Below are 19,550 nucleotides of genomic sequence, written 5' to 3'. Positions count from 1 at the left end.
AGTGGAGTTTTTGCAGCATGTTGCAGAACATTTGATAGTCGGGAACGGGGGGCACCTATCAGAGCTGACCGTGGCGACGCATTGGATGGGGCAGAGGTAACAAGCGAAATTCGAGGCCGGCTGGATGAGTTTTCTGCGGACATGAAAAAGGGGCCGGTTTCGGCCCCTTCTGGTGTTACTTCTGCGCGACATCCGCCGGCGCGGCGTCGGGTTTCTTCGGCTTCATCAAGCTGAAGTCGATCAGCGCACGCTGCTCGGTCTGGTACGGGTCGCCGATCAGCAGGGGGCGAGCCTTGAAGCTGTCGCTGACCAGGCTCTTGCTGTGGTCGAGTTCATCGAAGCTCAAACCGGCCAGGTCAGCCCAGGTGTGGATCAGATGCGAGCTGCTGTACGGACGATCGAGGTCGGCGGCGAAGTTCCAGTCGTGATTGGCCTTCCACTTCGGCGACGCCCAGGCCATGAACGGGATGGTGTACATCGGCGCGGTCGGTTTGTTTTCGTTGCGGCCCAGAGTCTTGTGGCCCACTGAGTCGAAAACGTCTTCACCGTGGTCCGAGAGGTACAGCAGGAAGCCGTTCGGATCGGATTTGGCGTAATCCTTGATCAGGCTCGACACCACGAAGTCGTTGTACAGCACGGCATTGTCGTAGCTGTTGTAGGTCGGGACCTGGTCGTCACGCACGCCGGTTGGTACGCCGGTGCGGTCCTGGAACTTGTCGAACGTCGGCGGATAGCGGTACTGATAGCTCATGTGCGTGCCGAGCAAATGCACAACGATCAGCTTGCGTGGCGCGGCGTCAGCCAACGCCTTGTTGAACGGCTCGATCACATCACCATCGTACTGCGCGGCGTTCTGATTGCGGTTGTTGTTCAGGTACACCTGCTCGTCGGCCTGTTCGGAGAACGTGGTGAGCATGGTGTTGCGCTTGGTCATGGTCTGCTGGTTGGTGATCCAGAAGGTCTTGTAGCCGGCCTGTTTCATCATGCTGACCAGCGACGGCGTCGACAGGTACAGATCCGGATGCTCTTCGTCAGCGAAGGTCAGCACTTGCTGCAACGCTTCGATGGTATACGGACGCGGGGTGACGACGTTATCGAAGATCGCCAGTTGATCCTTGAGCTTGTCCAGTTCCGGCGTGGTGTTGCGCTGATAGCCATAAAGGCTCATGCGTTGACGGTTGGTCGATTCACCGATCACCAGCACCAGGGTCTTCGGCTGGTCGGCCGAGGCATCCTTGAGGTTTTTCAGCGGCGGGATCTTGCTCACGTTATGCAACATGCCCTGCATGTCGGCAAGGGTATCCAGATAACGGTGGTAGGCCACGGCCATCTGCCATGGCACCGCCGGTTCGATACGGGTTTCGAATTTCTCGAAGCCTTGGGCGAAGGTGCCCATGCGCAGGGTTTGCTTGACCAGTGGGTAGCCGACCACCGCGATCACGATCGCCGTCGCCGCTACCAGCGCACGGCCACGGGGCATGTACACCGGGCGCAGGCGGGTCCACAGGAAATACGCGAACGCGGTATGGGCAAGGAATGCCACCACCATCCACCAGGCAAAGTACTGGGTCATGTACTCGCCGGCTTCAGAGATGTTCGACTCGAACATGATGAAGATGACGCTTTGCGAGAATTCCTGCTGATAAATGAAGAAATAGCCAAGACTGGCCATCGAGCAGGCCCACAACACCACGCCGATCACGGCAGCGAGCAGTTTGGTGCGTTTGGGGAAGAGCAGCATGGGCGCCAGCCACAGCGCGCTCATGAAGAACGCCTGACGGAATCCGCTGAAGCCGGAGGTGCCGGTCAGCTGGATCAGCAGTTGGGTGATACCCGAGAAGTACCAGAAGAATACAAACAGCCAGATAAAACCGGCCCAGTCGAAACCTGTCGCAGTCGTTTTGCTGCGTTTGAACAATGCCATTCGGCGCTCCAGCTCACTCGTTACAACCACCGCCGGAACATCCATGAAGCCGACGAACGGAGGCCGTACGCGCAGGTACGGCCAGAATGGGGCGGAGTATTACGAAGAGAATGTGAAAAGTTTGTGAGTTGCCGCTTTGCTCTATAGAGAGGCGGGCAGCGATGGATCATGTCGGGAACAGCGGTGGCCGTTCCCGAAACAGGCGGGGATCAGGCGTGGGGGTGACGCTGAACGACCGGCAAAGGTTGCGGCTGCACACCTTGGGTCAACAGGCGCAGCTGCGCCAGCTCCTGTTTCAACTGGTCGCGTTCGTCTTTCAACTGGCGCAATTCATCGCGACGGATTGTCACGTACAGGGTTTGTGGCGGCATTGCTGTGTGTACTGTGCCCATTGCTCACCTCGCAAATGGCGTGCATCAACTGTAGGTCGTCCCCGCTTTGGGGTACTGACTTACTATCGGCGCCGATTTTGATTTCTTTTGCCTGTGAATGGAACTTTTTTATTTTTCATGGTCGGTGTGTCTTCGGCAGGATTCGGGGCGTTATCAGTCTGGATCGGGCACAATGCCCGGAAACTTCATCGCAACGCTCTGGACTAACCTCCATCAGTCGCGTTGGGCTATAACCAATGACACACATTTATTTGTAGTAAGGAGCATCAGCACATGCAACTCGGGATTATTGGACTGGGCCGCATGGGCGGCAATATTGCGCGACGTCTGATGCTCAACGGTCACACCACCGTTGTTTACGACCGCAATACCGCTTTCATCGAGAACCTGGTCGCCGAGGGCTCCACCGGCGTCGCCGACTTGCCGGCAATGGTTGCCGGCCTGGCCAAACCGCGTGCGGTCTGGGTCATGTTGCCGGCCGGCGCGCCGACCGAAGACACCATCAACACCCTGAGCACTTTGCTCGAAGCCGGCGATACCATCATCGACGGCGGCAACACCAACTATAAGGATGACATCCGCCGGGCCAAAACTCTGGCCGAGAAAGGCCTGCACTACATCGACGTCGGTACCTCCGGCGGCGTCTGGGGCCTGGAGCGTGGCTATTGCATGATGATCGGCGGTGACGCCGAAACCGTGCAGCGCCTCGACCCGCTGTTCGCTGCTCTGGCGCCGGGCATGGGTGATATCCCGCGCACCAAGGATCGCCAGTCCGACGACCACCGCGCCGAACACGGCTACATCCACGCCGGTCCCGCCGGTGCCGGGCACTTCGTGAAGATGATTCACAACGGTATCGAGTACGGCATGATGGCCGCGTTCGCCGAGGGCTTCGACATCCTCAAGACCAAGTCCAGTGAGCGCCTGCCGGAAGATCAGCGTTTCGACCTCAACGTGGCCGACATCGCTGAAGTGTGGCGCCGTGGCAGCGTGGTGTCGTCGTGGTTGCTCGACCTGACTGCCGATGCACTGGCCAGCGATCCGAAGCTCGACGGCTTCTCCGGTTCGGTTGCCGACAGCGGTGAAGGTCAATGGACCATCGAAGCGGCCATGGAACAAGCGGTGCCGGTACCGGTGCTGTCGAACTCGCTGTTCTCGCGCTACCGCTCGCGCGGTCAGGGCACCTTTGGCGACAAGATTCTTTCGGCCCAGCGCTTCGGCTTCGGCGGCCACGTGGAGACACCGAAGAAATGACCCATACGATCCGCAGAAAATCCAAGGCAGAACCCGCACCACCGACCACGCTGTTTTTGTTCGGTGCCCACGGCGACCTGGTCAAGCGCTTGCTGATGCCGGCGCTGTACAACCTCAGTCGCGACGGCTTGCTTGACGACAATCTGCGGATCGTCGGCGTTGACCACAACGCCATTACCGATGAAGCCTTCGCGCAGAAGCTCGAAGATTTCATCCGCACCGAAGTGGCGGCGAAGGTCGGCAAGGGCGATCAGATGCTTGATCCGGCCTTGTGGGCCAAGCTCGCCAAAGGTATCAGCTACGTCCAGGGCGACTTCCTGGACGACAGCACTTATTCCGCGCTGGCGGCGAAAATCGCCGACAGCGGCACTGGCAATGCGGTGTTCTACCTGGCCACCGCGCCGCGTTTCTTCAGTGAAGTGGTGCGCCGACTGGGCGCTGCCAAATTGCTGGAGGAAACTCCCGAAGCGTTCAGAAGGGTGGTGATCGAGAAGCCGTTCGGCTCCGATCTGCAAACTGCCGAAGCGTTGAACGCCTGTTTGCTCAAGGTGATGTCCGAGAAGCAGATCTATCGGATCGACCATTATCTGGGCAAGGAAACCGTGCAGAACATTCTGGTCAGCCGGTTCTCCAACAGCCTGTTCGAAGCCTTCTGGAACAATCACTACATCGACCACGTGCAGATCACCGCCGCTGAAACCGTCGGCGTCGAAACCCGTGGCAGTTTTTACGAACACACCGGCGCCCTGCGTGACATGGTGCCCAATCACCTGTTCCAGTTGCTGGCCATGGTCGCCATGGAACCGCCGGCCGCGTTTGGCGCCGACGCGGTGCGCGGCGAGAAGGCCAAGGTTGTGGGGGCAATTCGTCCGTGGACCACTGAAGAGGCGCGGGCCAACTCGGTGCGCGGTCAGTACAGCGCCGGTGAGGTCGACGGCAAGCCGCTGAGCGGTTATCGCCAGGAGCCCAACGTCTCGCCTGACAGCAACACCGAAACCTACGTGGCGCTGAAGGTGATGATCGACAACTGGCGCTGGGTCGGCGTGCCGTTCTACCTGCGCACCGGCAAGCGCATGAGCGTGCGCGACACCGAGATCGTCATCTGCTTCAAACCGGCGCCGTACGCGCAGTTCCGTGACACCGAAGTCGACGAATTACAGCCGACTTACCTGCGCATCCAGATCCAGCCCAACGAAGGCATGTGGTTCGACCTGCTGGCCAAACGGCCGGGGCCGGCGTTGAACATGGCTAACATCGAGCTGGGTTTTGCGTACAAAGACTTTTTCGAGATGCAGCCGTCGACCGGGTACGAAACCCTGATCTATGACTGCCTGACCGGCGATCAGACGTTATTCCAGCGCGCCGACAACATTGAAAACGGCTGGCGTGCCGTGCAGCCGTTCCTCGACGCCTGGCAGCAGGATGCGAGCGTGCAGACTTATGCCGCTGGTGAGGACGGCCCGCAGGCTGCTGAAGACCTGCTGACTCGCGATGGTCGCGTCTGGCATGGCCTCGGATGAGTGACTTTCCGCAACAACCTGTCCGTTTTCTGCTCAGTGACATGGACGGCACGCTGCTGCTGCCCGACCACACGCTGAGCCAGCGCACCATCGATGCGGTGCGTTCGTTGCGTGAGGCCGGCGTGTTGTTCAGTCTCGCCACCGGTCGACCGCCGAAAGCCATGTTGCAGCAGATCGAAGCCTTGGGTGTCGATTTGCCGACGGCGGCGTTCAACGGCGGCACTATCGTCAATCCTGACGGCAGTCTTTTGGTCGCGCATTACCTGCCGGCCAGCACCGCGCTGATTGCGCTGGCCACGTTTGCTGATCAGCCGGAAGTCGAGATCTGGGTGTTCAGCGGCGGCGACTGGCTGCTCAAGGATCCGCACGGGCCAATGGTGCCGCGCGAGCAGCATGGCCTCGGTTATCCGCCGGTGGTGGTGGAGAGTTTCGAGCCGTATCTTGAGCGCATCGACAAGATCGTCGCGACCAGTAACAACACTGAGCTGTTGATCGAACTGGAGGCGCGCCTGTTGCCCAAGGTCAATGGCATGGCACAAGTGTCGCGTTCGCAACCGGTGTATCTCGACGTCACGGCGCTGGAAGCCAACAAAGGCACCGCGCTGGCGACGCTGGCCGAACATCTCGGTATTCCATTGGCGCAGACAGCGGCCATCGGCGATGGCGGCAACGACCCGGCGATGTTCCATTGTGCAGGCTTTTCGATAGCCATGGCCCAGGCGGAGGACGCCGTAAAGCGCCAAGCCGACGTGGTCACTGCGCCGAACACTGAAGACGGCGTGGCGCAAGCGATCGAGAAATACATCCTCCCTCGCTGACCCCACCCCAAAACCAATGTGGGAGCGAGCTTGCTCGCGAAAGCGGTGTGTCATTCAACGAATCCGTTGTCTGACACTCCCTCTTCGCGAGCAGGCTCGCTCCCACAGGTTTATTCGGTGTTGATCAGAGCCAATAGCTCACGGCATACCAACCCAGCAGTCCCATCACAAAGGTGTACGGCAACGCCATCCACACCATCCGCCCGTACGACAGGCGCACCAGCGGTGCAATCGCCGAGGTCAACAGGAACAGGAATGCGGCTTGGCCATTCGGTGTCGCCACGCTTGGCAGGTTGGTGCCGGTGTTGATCGCGATCGCCAGCGTCTCGAAATGCTCGCGGCTCATGTGGCCGGCGAGGAACGCCTGTTTCACTTCGGTGATGTAGATCGTGGCGACAAACACGTTGTCACTGATCGCCGACAGCAGGCCGTTGGCAATGAACAGCATGCCCGGTTGTTGCTCGACCGGCAGGGCCAGCACCCACTCGATCAACGGCGCAAACAGCTGTTGATCGTGAATCACCGCGACCACCGCAAAAAACACCACCAGCAACGCCGTGAACGGCATGGCGTCCTTGAATGCGCTGCCCAGACGATGTTCGTCGGTGATGCCGGTAAACGCGGTGATCAACACAATCACCATCAAGCCGATCAATCCGACTTCGGCGATGTGAAAGGCCAGGCAGCCGATCAGGATCAGTGCCGCCGCGCCTTGCACCAGCAGGGCTGCGCGTTGGCGCGCTGTGCGCTCGGCATTGTCTTCGGCGGCGTAGTTGGCCAGCACGGCGCGAACATTGTCCGGCAGCAGTGTGCCGTAGCCGAACCAGCGCAGCTTCTCCAGCAACACGCAGGTGACCAGACCCGCTGCCAGCACCGGTATCGACACCGGCGCGACTTTCAGGAAGAACTCGGCGAAGTGCCAACCCATTTCGTGGCCGATCAGCAGGTTTTGTGGTTCGCCCACCAGTGTGCAGACACCGCCCAGCGCCGTACCGACCGCGCCGTGCATCAACAGACTGCGCAGGAACGCACGGAATTGTTCCAGATCGTCATGGTGAAGTTTCGGCAGGTTCCGGTCGTCAGCAAACTCACTGTCCTGGCGCGGGTCGTTGCCCGACGCGACACGGTGATAAACGGAATAGAACCCGACCGCCGCACTGATGATTACCGCGGTCACCGTCAATGCATCGAGAAATGCCGACAGGAACGCGGAAAGAAAGCAGAACAGCAAGGCCAGTATCGCTTTTGAACGCACGCCCAATAGCAGGCGCGAGAATAGAAACAGCAACAGATCTTTCATGAAGTAGATACCGGCCACCATGAACATCAGCAGCAGGATCACCGGGAAGTTGTGCACCAGCTCATCGTAAAGCGCTTGGGGGGTGGTCATCTTCAGCAGCAGTGCTTCGATCAACAACAAACCGCCGGGCATCAGCGGATAGCACTTGAGCGCCATCGCCAGGGTGAAGATGAATTCGATCACCAGCAACCAGCCGGCCGCGACCGGGCCGACGCTGAACAGCACGACGGCGTTGAGGATGAGGAAACCGACGATGGTCGCCTTGTACCAACGTGGCGAGTGCCCGAGAAAATTTTGCGCGAACGCCTGGGCCATTGAACCGGACATCGGCTGCTCCTTGTCTTTAGAAGCGCGCAAGTTGCCGGATGCGTTGCGGAAGATCAAGTACAGTGCGTGTTTTTCAATGGTTCAGGTAACGCGCCACCATGGCCCGGTAGTTGCCATCCAATGAATAACCGCCGACGAGGATGGCATTGTCCGCTTGCACGGCCAGCGAGTTGGCGGTGTCGAGACTGCGCCCCAGACGCGTGCGCAGCCAGCCTTTGCCGTCACCGAAGCTGTGATCCAGGCCGCCGTCCCTCTGGTAACGGGCAACAATAAAATCCGCTTCGAATCCGCCAATGGTTGCACCGACCGCGATGATGCGGCCGTCCGCCATGCGCTGGGCGGCACTCCATTGGCAGCCGCTCGGGCCGATTTCCAGCAGTTGTGGCTGGCCACCATGGTTGTGCAGGTTCGGTCGGCCATTGGTATGCAGGCTGTACGCCATGCACCGAATCGGGTCGCGACTGCTGCCGAAACAATGCAGTGCATCGGCCGATTCCAGGACCTGACTGACCTGGGCGCTTTGCCCGTGAGCCTTGAACGCCATGAAGCCGTCCACGGCAAAACGTTCGTCGAGGCGACCGTCGGGCAGGTAGCGCGCCAACAAACCTTCCTGCGGAAAGTCGATGGAGCCGGCCACTACAATTCGTCCATCCTTTTGCAACAGCAGGCTGCTGAGCCAGGTGTTGAGCAGTAAGTGGCGAATCATCACGAAGCCGCGGCCGTTGAAGGTTTCATCGAGGCTGCCGTCGGGCTTGAGGCGGATCAGCATGCCGGCATGGTCGGCGAGTTCGAAATGGTGATTGGCGATCAGCAGAATATGGCCGTCGTCCTGGACTACAAAGTCGCATGCTTCAGCACCCGGGACGCCCGGCGGTAGCCAGGCATCACGGCTGCCCATGGACAAGTCGCCGGGCAGGCGCACCACCTGACGACCGTTGTCACCGAAGCGCAGGTCCGGCTTGCCCTGTGCGTCAAACATGGCCAGAGCCGGCAAGGTGCGATGAGCGTTTTCATAATGCAGGCCGGCGAGCAGGATGCGTCCATCGGGGAGTACCCGGACTTTGCCGGCCGTGGCTTCAAAGCCCGGGGCAAAGGTTTCGATCACGCTGCCTTGATCGCCAAAGGTCAGATCGGCCGAGCCATCGGCAAGCATCCGTGCCAGGCCGAATCGGCTACCGGTGGCGACGCCGACCTTAGCTGCGACCAGCACCCGCCCGTGCGCATCGAGGGCGATGTCCTCGGTCAGGCTGGACACACTGCCAGCGAAATACACTTGAGCAACGCCGTTAGCGGCAAATGTTCTGTCGAGTTGACCGGCTCGGCTCAATAAAGAAGTCGATACCACCGGCAGCGCGAAAGTGTTCAGAGTGGACATGCACGCATCTCCTTGCGAGTTGACCTGGTACCGGGAACCGGGCGGGTAACTGCATGAGCGAAACATTCAATCCCTGAACCGGGAGAAGTACAACTGTAAGAACTAACAGGTGGACGGTCGCACTGTGCCAGAACAGTGTCTTTTTGAACCAATAGCAAGCCGGCCAAGCAGTTACGCCTGAATAAGTTGCAAATGGTTGTGCAAAAGTACGGAAAGTTAAAAAGACTGGAACTAACAGAGTAGGGCGGATGACCTGAGCGTCATCCGCATCGCCCGGCGGTTAGTGTGGCATCGACCAGGATTGCAGGCTGTAACCTTCTTCGCTGAGTTCAGCGCGAGCCTGCTCCAACAGTTGCTCGAGTTGCGCCGGATCGGAGTAGGCGCTGCTCGGGATCTGTTTGCTACCGATGCGCGAGTTGGTCCGGTCGATCACGGTCAGGCTGAGCTCGCCATTGCCGTCTTGTGGCGCCCAGGCCACGCACTGGAACGGTTTGAACGCGTGGTTGGCAATCAAAAGAGCTTCGTTGATACGGAGCGGGGCGGTCATGGGGTTTTCTCTCTGTCGTGCCCAATCAAATGATGTGCCGTCGGTTGGGCTTACCGTTCGGCTGGTACTTGTACTGATGCACCGAACCGGTAGGCAGGTCACACATGAAACAAAGAAATTTCAACTTTCTTTCAGGGGGTTGCTTTGTTGGCAGGTTTTGAAAGCTCACTGAAAGGTTGAAACAGCAATTTAGTCGATAGCTAACTAACAACCTGGTTTCTTATAACGCGTTTGCTTGTACACCTATAAGCAATCGATACAAGGCGCTGTCAAAATCTTGCTAATGTTACAGTCGGGTCTGCCAAATGACTGTTTTTACAATCATTTCTAATAATTTGGCGCCAAGGAACAGTCATGAGCGAAGCGCCAGCGTTACGACGTTTATTGGTGGTCGATCCGTGCGACGACTGCCACCGCTTATTGCCCGGATTACGCGCCGTAGGTTGGGATGTTGACAGTTGCACCCTGGAAAATGCCGCCGACCGCAGTTGTGATGTCGGCTTGTTGCGATTACAGCCGTTTCATCTTGAACGCCCCGAGGCGGTCAAGGAGCTGATCAGCCGCAGCGGCACTGAATGGATCGCCGTGCTCAATCAGGAAGTCCTGCGTTTACAGAACGTCGGTGACTTCGTCTGTGAATGGTTTTTCGATTTCCACACCTTGCCGTTCGACGTGTCGCGGGTGCAGGTGACCCTTGGCCGGGCATTCGGCATGGCGCGCTTGCGCGGGCAGGGCACGATTCACGTCGATCAGCCCGAACATGAACTGCTCGGTGACAGCAAGCCGATCCGCGAATTGCGCAAGTTACTCAGCAAACTGGCACCGACCGAATCGCCGGTGCTGATCCGCGGTGAAAGCGGTACCGGCAAAGAACTGGTCGCGCGCACGCTGCATCGGCAATCCCAGCGTCACAGCAAACCGTTTGTGGCGATCAACTGCGGGGCGATTCCCGAACATTTGATTCAGTCCGAGCTGTTCGGCCACGAGAAAGGCGCGTTTACCGGTGCGCATCAGCGCAAGGTCGGGCGCATTGAGGCAGCCAATGGCGGTACGCTGTTTCTCGATGAGATCGGTGATCTGCCACTGGAACTGCAGGCCAATCTGCTGCGCTTTTTGCAGGAAAAACACATCGAACGCGTCGGCGGCAGCCAGCCGATCCCGGTGGATGTGCGTGTGCTGGCGGCGACTCACGTCGACCTTGAGGCGGCCATCGAGAAGAAACGTTTTCGCGAAGACCTGTATTACCGGCTCAACGTGCTGCAAGTGGTCACCGCGCCGTTGCGTGAACGCCATGGTGATCTCTCGATGCTGGCCAACCACTTTTCCCACTTCTACAGCCATGAAACCGGTCGCCGCCCGCGTAGCTTCAGCGAAGACGCGCTGATTGCCATGGGCAAACATGACTGGCCGGGTAACGTTCGTGAACTGGCCAACCGTGTGCGACGAGGTTTGGTGTTGGCTGAAGGGCGGCAGATCGAGGCCCGGGATCTGGGCTTGATCAGTCAGCACTCGATCGCCACACCGATGGGCACGCTGGAAGATTACAAGACCCGCGCCGAACGCCAGGCGTTGTGTGATGTGTTGAACCGGCACAGCGATAATCTCAGTGTGGCGGCCAAAGTGCTCGGGGTGTCTCGGCCGACGTTTTATCGCCTGCTGCATAAACACCAGATTCGCTAGATACCTGAAGATCAAAAGATCGCAGCCTGCGGCAGTTCCTACATTGGGTTTGTGTAATCCCTGTAGGAGCTGCCGCAGGCTGCGATCTTTTGCTTTTTCCTAGAAGTAGTAAGGGAATTTCAGGCTGAAGGAAAAGTCCGGTGCATCGTCGGTCAAACCGATCGACAAGTTCGGAACAATGGTCAGGTTGTCGGTGGCCGCAATGGTCATGCCGACGTTGAAATAACCGGCGTTGGCGTCACTGGATACCACCGATTGCCAATCGCCGCCATCCTGCTTCAGCTTGCTTTTACGCTGCACCAGGTCAGACATCGAGAACGACATACTCATCTTCTCGTTCAGCGCAAACGCAATACCGGCGCCGATCTGGAAGCTGTCGCCGATCTTGACCTTGCCCGGGTTTTTCTGGTTGACCGTCGAGCTGATGTCGTCAAACGACTCCTCCAGGTTGTGGGTGTAGGACAAGCTGCCGAACAGCACCGCCGGGTCGAACGTTTTGACCAGCGAGATCCCCGGCGTGACCGACCAGACGCCGTTGCCGGTGGGCAGGGTGTCAGGCACGAACAGGTTGGAGTTGGCGTCGGTCTGGCGCAGCTTGATCCCGAACGGATCCTTGCCGGTTGGCGCCTTGACGCGCAAGGTGACGACCGCATCCGGCGTGTTGGCTGACTCATCGAGGAACTTGTAGGCAATGCCGAAGTTGACGTCGCCAATGGTTGGATCGCGTGTCACGTCCTGCTCGGTCGTGACGTTGGACGCTCCGCCGTTACCGCCGCCGGATTGATAAGTCGAATCGCGGTAGACCACGGGCACGTTCAGGTCGAACTGCCAGCGATTGTCGAAGTTGTAGCGGCCCGTGAGGTCAAGGGTCCAGGTGTCGGCCTTGATCCGGTCGAGGTTGATGTTGCCGAGAAAGATCGAGTCGAGGGCCAGAAAGCCGTTGAGGATCAACTGGCGGGTGTCATAGCGCGAGTAGGTGATACCGGTTTCGAAGCTGAATTTGCCACCGCCGAAGAAGCCACTGGCCTCGTCATACAGGTTGGACACACTCTGTGCCGGTTGCGAATCATCTGCCAGCGATTGCCCGTAAGAAGCCCCACTGCCTCCGGCTGCGCCCCCCGACGCTGCTGCGGCCCCGGTACCGGTGGCCACTTTTGGATTGCCTTTCATATCCGACGGCGACTTGGCCAACCTTTTGGGTGGTGGCGCCGCCGGTTGATCTTCGACCTGGCGAACCCGTTGTTCGAGTACCGCCAGGGCCTTTTGTTGTACTTCGTAACGTTGTTTCAGCTCCAGAAGCTCTTGTTTCAGGACTTCTACGTCGGCGTCCGGTGCCGCTTGCAGCATCGCTGCAGGTAGAAGGGTGCTCAAGCAAACAGCGGCACGCAGTGATACTGATCGATACATGAATAAGCCGTCCCTTTAAGCCCAATGATCGAGACTCAGCGTAGTTCAATATCCAATATTTCGTAGTGCCCTGAGCTGAGTCAGGTTGCAATCCAGTGCGCCGGCACTCATGCCGTTATTGTTCAGGACGACGTTGAGTTGAGTCATGTTATTGACCACGTTGGCACTGCCGAGCAAACGGGTGTTCTGCAGCAAGCCGCCTTGGGCGACCTGTTGCAGGGCCGTACCTTGATTGCCGGAGGCCTGAATGGCCATTTGTACGCCGCCACCGTTGGCCGAAACCGCCACGCTGCCTGCGGCATTGCTGCCGCCGATGGTTTGCCCGGCCATCAGCGCCTGCCCTTGGGTGGGCACCAGTGCTGGCGCCTGACTGGCTTCTTTAACGTTGATGGCAACGTTGTTATAGGCGGTATTGCTGTCACCCGCAGCGCGTACGCTCTGTGTTACGCCCTGGCTGCTGTCGAGGCCGGCGCCACCGGTGATTGTGCCGGTACCCGTAGAAAGGGTGCTGCCGTTGCCGTGTTCCTTGATGGTTTGAACATAGAATTCAGGTTTTACCGTTGCTGCCTGAAGTTGCATCGAGGTCGAAGCCCCGATCAAATCGCCACTGGCGTTGCGCCAGGTACTGCTCATGACAATGCCGAAGCTGATAATCCGCCCCGGCATGACATAACGACCACGTAGTTCGGACAACTCCTTGTCTTGTATTTCTATAGGTTTGAATCCTGCATTGGCATAGCCTGACGCACTCGCTGCCAGGCAGGCGGCGGCCAGCCAGTATGAGGTTTTCATTTGCTGCTCCCGGGACATCCAGCCCCATTCTTTATAATCGGCGATTAAAAGAAGTCGCTCTGTATGAACCCGAAGTCCATCAATTCAGCATCTCTGACAGGGTTGAAGTTATCCAGCTTGTTCTTCGCCGTCAGCGGTGTCGGCGGGCTGCGCAATGCATTGGTTTTGTCATAACCGGGGCCGACGATGGCGAAGACAATGCCGTTCCAACCTTTGACAAAGTCATCATGTTTGTAGCGCTTGTGGCCTAAAACCGGGTCTCCGATGTAAACCCAATCCTTGTCCGAACGCTGCAGAACCACGAAATGCTTGTAGCCGCGAATTTCCATCAGTACCACCACCGGGATGGTTACAGCATCGAGTTTTTCCGGCGGAATCTTGTAACCCCTGGCGCGCATGCCGATGCTTTCTATGTAGCGCTTCATGTCCAGCATGGAAAACCCTTGAGTACGAACAAGGTCCTGGTCAGCGTTGACCAGCATGCCTTTGATGATGTGCTCCTCATCGACGTCGAGCCAATAGGCCTGGCGTAACACCGTAGCCAGTGCAGCAGCGCCGCAGCTGAAATCGGTTTTCTGTTCGACAATGTCGGAAAACTTGCGCTCACGAATGCTTTGCACGTTCTTGTAGACGAGTACGCCGCCTGGGAGGGCAGCGACTGGCATCTGGGCAGCCTGGGTCAGGCCGGACAGGCAAAGCAGAGCGAAAAGGGCAGTCTTACGCATGATCGATACGCCTTTGCGGACTGAGGAAAAGCCCCGTTTCCGGGGCTTTCGTTTCGATCGCGATTACAGGCAGGCTTTGCAACCTGCAGCGATGGACAGCGAGTTGCTTTGTTGGTTACCAACACCAGCGGCGTTGTTGTAACCAGCGTTGCCGGAGAAGTTGTTGCCAACGTTGGAGATGCTTGCGTTGTTGGTCACAGGGTTTTTCCAGCCATCAGGGGTCAGCACTTGTTGCGTGGTTACACCGGCGAGACCGAAGATGCCGACAGCTTCAAAGGTCGCTTTCTGATCTTTGCTGCCGCCGTTGCCGCCATGACCACGGTCGTTGTCGCCATAACCGCCACCACCATGGCCTTTGTCGCCTTCGATGGTCGCTTTGCCAGCTGCCACGAATGCGCCGGCAGCGGTGAAGGTGCCTCTCAGAGTATCGGTTTTGTAGGTTTGAGTGCCGTTGTTGGACACAGTCAACCCAGTGGAGCTTTGGTTGGCAGCGGCAGCGGCGTTAGCTACACGACCACCGGATACAGCAATGGCCAGGTTGTTTTTCTGTTGGTTGAAGTTGCCGGCACTGTTGTTCACACCGATGTTGCCGGAACCGCCGTTACCCACGTTGTTGAGGTTGGCGTTGTTGGTTGTCGAGTAGTTGGCAACCGCGTTGTTGTTGTTGACCTGAGTCGCGCTGGAAACGGACACGGCACTGCCGAAGATGAAGCTTTCGTCGGCAGTTGCCAGTGCAGCGGCGTTGTCTTGTTGGTTGCCATCCCCGGCGGTGTTGTTCATGCCGACGTTGCCGTTGGTGCCATTGGCGGAGTCGCGAACGGAGGCATCATTTTTGGTGCCTTGGTTGCCCACCAGGTTGCCATCGCTGTTCTGCGTGTCGAGTACGGCAGCACCAGCGCCGGCGCCGATTTGCAGAAGTTGTTCCAGGGTAGGGCCTTTTGGTTCATGGTTGCCATGACCATTGCCGTGCCCGTTACCATGATCGTCATCACGACCGCCTGCCTGTGCTGCGATTGCCATCACTGCTGCAAGTGCGAAAACCAGTGGTTTGAGAGCCATTGTAGGTTTCATGGTGTTTCTCCATCGTGCTTATTAGTTGGTTAAGTGTTGGTACTTTCTAATTGCACTGCTTTTGTTGTTTGGGTCAGTCAGCGACCCGGATGCTCAGGGTGTTAGCCATACGGTTCCCCACCCCAGCACTCTGGTTCACCTGGATTACCCCGCGGCTGCCGGTGAAGGCCTGATCACTTGTCGTGACCTGGCGACTGCCGGGTGAGGTACCAGTTGCTCCTGAGCTCGGTAAAAGCGCCACGTTCTGTTGCGAAAGGGCACTGTCGTCAACGCTCTGCGGGGCAGCACTGATGCTGACGCGCGTGACGTTGGCCATCTGGTTGTTGGCACCGGCGCCCTGATTCACACCGAGGATCCCGTTGCCATTACTGAAAGAGTTGCCGCCAATGGTCGCGCTGGCATTCGTCGACGGGTTACCGGGTGTGTCGATGTGCTGGCGGACGATTGTGGTGGCGCTGGCCGAGGTGCCGATGGCAATGGCCTTGGTGTTGGTCTGTTGCATCTGGTCGCCGGCGGCCTGGTTGATGTTGTAGTTGCCGCGGTACTGGATGCCGGTGTCCTGAATGTTCGCGTTGTTCACTGAGCTGGGGTCGGCGGCCATGGCGTTGGCGCAACCGAAGAGGGCGAGCAGGAGCAGGGTGCGATTCATCTTATTGGCCTCCAGCCATGCGGGTCAGCGGCGCAAGGCCTGCGCCCATTGCGCGGTTGACGGTGTTGGAGATGGAACCGCCGGCGCCGCCGCCGTGGCCGCTGCTCATACCGGGCAGGCCGTTGGTATTGGTCAAGGTGTTCATGCCGGGCAGATTCGCCGTCGGTGTGCTGATGTTGCCGCGGATCGAGGAGCCACTGGCTACGCTGGCAAACTCACCGTCATTGAGCTCAGTGCTGCTCATCGCCTGATTGATGCGGGCTGAGGGGTTAGCATTGACTGTGGTTGGATAGGGGTCTTTACCGCCGCTGCGACCGATAGGAATAGGCTGAACATCGCGGTTGAGGACAATCACGCCATTGCCTTCTGCCTGCACGTTGAAGCTGATGAACGTACTGGCTGCTGATCCGATCAGCAGAAGGCAGGTCAAACCTTTTTTGATATTCCCCACGGCTGCAATTCCTTCTTCAGTGGGCTGGCCCTAGTCAGCGTTGTGAAGGAGAGAGCGAAAGCTGTGCCGCTTTTGAAATATCTTTCAATTTCAATTGCTTGGGGAATAGATGCGCCGGCCTGATACACCGCCTGTTTCATGGCTGATACACGCAGGGTGGCGTTGACCTGTCTATTGGCTGAATAAAGCTCTGGCACAAGGGTTTGCGCCAAGGTGTTTCAGCCACGTAACAACCGGCATGACAAAGCTGTGAACCGTGCTGAAACGGGCACTTTGCACGCGGGCGAGTGTTTCAGGATTGGACACTTTGTCCCCAAAACAGGGGAAATCGCGTGGGAAAGGGACCCTTTGACCGGGTCATTCAGCCAGCAGTTGCTCGACGGCGGCAAATGCCTGCGACTGGCGCTCGGCCCAATCGCCCTCGATGACCTGAAAGCGTTGATGGTGGTTTTCCAGCCAGTTCTGCGTGGCCTGGTAAAACGCCAGACGCTCGTCCAGATCCGGCTGGCAGCGCTGACCGTCATCGGTCCAGTCAATCTGCTCTGGCGAGAGTAAAAGGTGCAGGTCGTAATGCCGCGCCAACAATTCGGATTCCAGCCAGGCCGGGCAATCGCCGAACAGCGTCTGGCTCCAGAGCATATTGCTCAGCAAGTGCGTGTCGAGGATCAGCAATGACGGCTGTTGCGCCCGCGCTTCATCTTCCCAGTGCAACTGGCCCCGAGCGATTTCCGGGATATCAGCCAGACAAGTGTCGCGGGGATTGAGTTCGATAAACCGACGCACGTATTCATCCACCCGCAAGCCGCCAAAGCGTTGTTGCAGGCCCGCCGCCAGCCAGCTCTTGCCGGTGGATTCGGGGCCGGTCAGGACCACAACCTTCATATGCGCAACGCCGGGTCAGCACGCCATTCACGAAAGCCCTGGATCGCCAGCAGAGTGAACAGCCCGTACAGCGCAGCGGTCAGGTACAGCCCCTTATAGATGAACAAGCCGACAAAGATCACATCCAGCACAAACCACAGTGCCCAGCATTGCAGGCGTTTCTGCGCCATCCACAGTTGCGCGACCAGGCTGAAACCGGTCAGCGCGGCATCGAGCCACGGTTGCGCGGCGTCGGTCCAGTGAGCCATGGCCGCACCGAGCAACAGGCTGCCGACCGCGCCAACGCCCAAGCCGATCAGGACCGAGCGTTGATCGAGGCGCGTGACCTCACGACCGTCATGCATCGTCCCGGCGCGGGTCCATTGCCACCAGCCATAGACTTGCAGCGCGGCGTAGATCACTTGCAGCAACATGTCCGAATACAGCTTCACTTCAAAGAAGATCCAGCTATAGAGCAGCACCATGACCAGACCGATCGGCCAGCACCACGGATTCTGTTTGACCGTCAGCCACACGGCGATCACCCCGAGGGCGGCGGCAAACAGTTCAAGCCCGGACATGGGGGTTCCTTGGGGGAAATTGAGGAGGGGGCGGATTGTACTGCATTCGCCCAGACACTGAAGAACCCTGTGGGAGCGAGCTTGCTCGCGAAGGGGCCTGTGCAGTCGAAATCTTCTTTGACTGACCTGACGCTTTCGCGAGCAAGCTCGCTCCCACAGGTTTTGGGTCAGACGCGGAACTGGCGCAGGAGGGTGTTGAGTTGTTCGCTCAACTGGCCAAGTTTCAGGCTGGCCGCACTCGATTGTTCGGCAGCGATCGCCGTGCTGTGCGAGAGGCCGGCCGCCTGAGTGACGTTCTGATTAATGTCCTCGACCACATGCGCCTGCTGCAACGTGGCGCTGGCAATCGAAGCGTTCAGGCCATTGAGATTACGCAGTGCCTGGCCAATCGCATTCAGACTCGCACCGGCCAACCCGGCTTGTTCGATGGTCAGTTGCGACGCCTTGCTGCTGTCGCCGATCACTTTCACAGCGGCTTCGGAATGGTTCTGCAGACGCTCGATCATCGACTGGATTTCCGCCGTCGACTTCTGCGTACGTTGCGCCAACAAGCGTACTTCATCCGCCACCACGGCAAATCCGCGACCTTGCTCACCGGCCCGCGCCGCTTCAATCGCGGCATTAAGCGCGAGCAGGTTGGTCTGTTCGGCAATCGAGCGAATCACTTCCAGCACGCTGCCGATCTGCGTACTTTCGGCGGCGAGGGTGCGGATCACTTCCACCGCTTGATCGATAGTGCCGGACAGTTTGTCGATCTGCTGCAAGCTGCCATCGATGTTGATCTGGCCCTGTTGCGCCTGCGCTTCGGCATCGCGCATTTCGGCGGCGGCGTGCTCGGCGTTCTTCGCCACGTCCTGCACGCCATAGGTCACCTCGTTGATCGCGGTGGCCACCAGTTCCATCTGCTGCGATTGCTGCTGGCTGCGCTGCTGGGCCTGCGTGGCGTCGTTGCCCAGTTCGCTGGACGACTGACCCAGTGCACTGGCCGACACCTGCAAATCGCCGATCACCCGCCGCAGTTTGGCGGTGAAGGCGTTGAAGTGATGCGCCAGTTCAGTGACTTCATCTTTGCCATGGGTATCGAGGCTGCGGGTCAGGTCGCTTTCACCGCTGGCAATGTTGGCCATGGCGTTCACGGTTTCCTGCAGCGGACGGACGATGCTGCGCGCGATGAGGATCACCAGCAGCGCCATGATCACGGCAATCGCCAGGCCGATGACCGTAGCCTTGATCACTTGGCCCTGGAATTCCGCCTGCACGTCGTCGACGTAAACTCCGGAGCCGAGCACCCAGCCCCACGGCTCGAACAGTTTGACGTAGGAGGTCTTGGCCACCGGCTCACTGGCCCCGGGTTTCGGCCAACGGTAGTCGACCATGCCGGCGCCTTTGGACCTAGCGATGGCGACCATTTCGTTGAACACCGCAAAACCGTCCGGATCGCGGATCGCCGAGAGGTTCTGGCCTTCGAGTTTCGGGTTGGTCGGGTGCATGACCATCACGGGCGTGAGGTCGTTGATCCAGAAATAATCGCTCTGGTCGTAGCGCAGGCCACGAATCGCCGTCAGCGCCTGTTTCTGCGCCGCCTCTTTGCTCAGGGTGCCGGCGGTTTCGAGGTCGTGGTAGTAGGTCAGCAGGCCGCTGGCGGTCTGTACTACGTGCTGGGTTTTCTGGGCCTTGGCGTGGTAGAGATCGTCGTGGATCTGCTTGAGCATCAACACGCCCAAGGTCAGCAACATGACCACCGCCACAATCAAGATGAGCCACAAGCGTCGGCTGATCGACACACTGCGCAAGCTGTTCATAACGCTGTCACTCCGGATTCTTTTTCTTGTAATAAACGACCGCCAGCATCCAACCACGATTTCGTGAGCGGGCA

General features: G+C 58.7%; 19 protein-coding genes. 4 read left to right on the top strand and 15 right to left on the bottom strand.

Annotated elements, in window-relative coordinates; genetic code table 11:
* Positions 1 to 175: 175 nt before the first annotated feature.
* Positions 176 to 1,924: a phosphoethanolamine transferase CptA gene (locus tag BMY54_RS12545; RefSeq protein ID WP_093432834.1), complete on the bottom strand. Its 1,749-nt coding sequence runs from the start codon at positions 1,922 to 1,924 to the stop codon at positions 176 to 178.
* Positions 1,925 to 2,133: 209 nt separating this feature from the next.
* Entirely contained in the window at positions 2,134 to 2,316 is a 183-nt protein-coding gene (locus tag BMY54_RS12540) for a DUF6026 family protein (protein ID WP_007914840.1), read from the bottom strand.
* A 273-nt stretch (positions 2,317 to 2,589) separates the two neighbouring features.
* On the opposite strand from BMY54_RS12540, the gene gnd reads away from it, so the two are divergent.
* The 3 genes from gnd to BMY54_RS12525 are packed head-to-tail and all read left to right on the top strand — an operon-like array spanning position 2,590 to position 5,908.
* Positions 2,590 to 3,570, top strand: coding sequence for a phosphogluconate dehydrogenase (NAD(+)-dependent, decarboxylating) (gene gnd, locus BMY54_RS12535; RefSeq protein WP_093432832.1), 981 nt, complete (start codon positions 2,590 to 2,592; stop codon positions 3,568 to 3,570).
* Positions 3,567 to 5,090 carry a glucose-6-phosphate dehydrogenase gene (zwf, locus tag BMY54_RS12530; protein ID WP_093432830.1) on the top strand — a complete coding sequence of 508 codons (1,524 nt, stop codon included), beginning with the start codon at positions 3,567 to 3,569 and terminating at the stop codon, positions 5,088 to 5,090. The genes gnd and zwf overlap by 4 nt, the downstream gene beginning before the upstream one ends.
* Positions 5,087 to 5,908 (top strand): HAD family hydrolase, encoded by an 822-nt coding sequence (locus tag BMY54_RS12525; RefSeq protein ID WP_093432828.1) that lies wholly within the window; start codon positions 5,087 to 5,089, stop codon positions 5,906 to 5,908. The genes zwf and BMY54_RS12525 overlap by 4 nt, the downstream gene beginning before the upstream one ends.
* A 124-nt stretch (positions 5,909 to 6,032) precedes the next feature.
* Here the strand turns inward: BMY54_RS12525 and nhaB are convergent, their stop codons facing one another.
* The 3 genes from nhaB to BMY54_RS12510 all read right to left on the bottom strand — a co-directional run bounded on the left by nhaB (position 6,033) and on the right by BMY54_RS12510 (position 9,457).
* Positions 6,033 to 7,535 (bottom strand): sodium/proton antiporter NhaB, encoded by a 1,503-nt coding sequence (gene nhaB, locus BMY54_RS12520; RefSeq protein WP_093432826.1) that lies wholly within the window; start codon positions 7,533 to 7,535, stop codon positions 6,033 to 6,035.
* Between the two features lie 73 nt (positions 7,536 to 7,608).
* Entirely contained in the window at positions 7,609 to 8,910 is a 1,302-nt protein-coding gene (locus tag BMY54_RS12515; RefSeq protein WP_093432824.1) for an NHL repeat-containing protein, read from the bottom strand.
* A 280-nt stretch (positions 8,911 to 9,190) separates the two neighbouring features.
* Positions 9,191 to 9,457 (bottom strand): hypothetical protein, encoded by a 267-nt coding sequence (locus BMY54_RS12510; protein ID WP_093432822.1) that lies wholly within the window; start codon positions 9,455 to 9,457, stop codon positions 9,191 to 9,193.
* Positions 9,458 to 9,811: 354 nt separating this feature from the next.
* On the opposite strand from BMY54_RS12510, the gene BMY54_RS12505 reads away from it, so the two are divergent.
* The gene (locus BMY54_RS12505; protein ID WP_016983762.1) at positions 9,812 to 11,137 is read left to right on the top strand and encodes a sigma-54 dependent transcriptional regulator; all 1,326 of its coding nucleotides are present in this window, start codon (positions 9,812 to 9,814) and stop codon (positions 11,135 to 11,137) included.
* A gap of 99 nt (positions 11,138 to 11,236) precedes the next feature.
* Here the strand turns inward: BMY54_RS12505 and BMY54_RS12500 are convergent, their stop codons facing one another.
* From BMY54_RS12500 to BMY54_RS12460, 10 genes are all read right to left on the bottom strand, one after another.
* Entirely contained in the window at positions 11,237 to 12,544 is a 1,308-nt protein-coding gene (locus BMY54_RS12500) for a transporter (RefSeq protein WP_093432820.1), read from the bottom strand.
* A 45-nt stretch (positions 12,545 to 12,589) separates the two neighbouring features.
* Positions 12,590 to 13,336, bottom strand: coding sequence for a hypothetical protein (locus BMY54_RS12495; protein ID WP_093432818.1), 747 nt, complete (start codon positions 13,334 to 13,336; stop codon positions 12,590 to 12,592).
* A 44-nt stretch (positions 13,337 to 13,380) separates the two neighbouring features.
* Positions 13,381 to 14,061, bottom strand: a complete 681-nt coding sequence (locus tag BMY54_RS12490) for a C39 family peptidase (RefSeq protein ID WP_093432815.1) — start codon at positions 14,059 to 14,061, stop codon at positions 13,381 to 13,383.
* Between the two features lie 63 nt (positions 14,062 to 14,124).
* Positions 14,125 to 15,132 carry a heme utilization protein gene (locus BMY54_RS12485; RefSeq protein WP_093432813.1) on the bottom strand — a complete coding sequence of 336 codons (1,008 nt, stop codon included), beginning with the start codon at positions 15,130 to 15,132 and terminating at the stop codon, positions 14,125 to 14,127.
* 73 nt (positions 15,133 to 15,205) lie between these two features.
* Positions 15,206 to 15,781 (bottom strand): adhesin, encoded by a 576-nt coding sequence (locus BMY54_RS12480; protein WP_093432810.1) that lies wholly within the window; start codon positions 15,779 to 15,781, stop codon positions 15,206 to 15,208.
* A 1-nt stretch (position 15,782) separates the two neighbouring features.
* Positions 15,783 to 16,232, bottom strand: coding sequence for a hypothetical protein (locus BMY54_RS12475; protein WP_093432807.1), 450 nt, complete (start codon positions 16,230 to 16,232; stop codon positions 15,783 to 15,785).
* Positions 16,208 to 16,444, bottom strand: coding sequence for a hypothetical protein (locus BMY54_RS29965; protein ID WP_139213402.1), 237 nt, complete (start codon positions 16,442 to 16,444; stop codon positions 16,208 to 16,210). The genes BMY54_RS12475 and BMY54_RS29965 overlap by 25 nt, the downstream gene beginning before the upstream one ends.
* A 145-nt stretch (positions 16,445 to 16,589) precedes the next feature.
* Complete coding sequence (locus BMY54_RS12470; RefSeq protein WP_093432804.1) at positions 16,590 to 17,114, bottom strand: AAA family ATPase; 525 nt, start codon at positions 17,112 to 17,114, stop codon at positions 16,590 to 16,592.
* Positions 17,111 to 17,674: a nicotinamide riboside transporter PnuC gene (gene pnuC / locus BMY54_RS12465; protein WP_093432801.1), complete on the bottom strand. Its 564-nt coding sequence runs from the start codon at positions 17,672 to 17,674 to the stop codon at positions 17,111 to 17,113. Before pnuC ends, BMY54_RS12470 begins: the two co-directional genes overlap by 4 nt.
* Before the next feature lie 167 nt (positions 17,675 to 17,841).
* Entirely contained in the window at positions 17,842 to 19,476 is a 1,635-nt protein-coding gene (locus tag BMY54_RS12460; protein ID WP_093432798.1) for a methyl-accepting chemotaxis protein, read from the bottom strand.
* Positions 19,477 to 19,550 lie beyond the last annotated feature (74 nt).

This window comes from Pseudomonas sp. ok266 (assembly GCF_900110195.1).
Taxonomy (GTDB): Bacteria; Pseudomonadota; Gammaproteobacteria; order Pseudomonadales; family Pseudomonadaceae; genus Aquipseudomonas; species Aquipseudomonas neuropathica.
The sequence above is the reverse complement of the archived record's forward strand: the minus strand, read 5'-3'. Positions and strand labels throughout refer to the sequence as shown.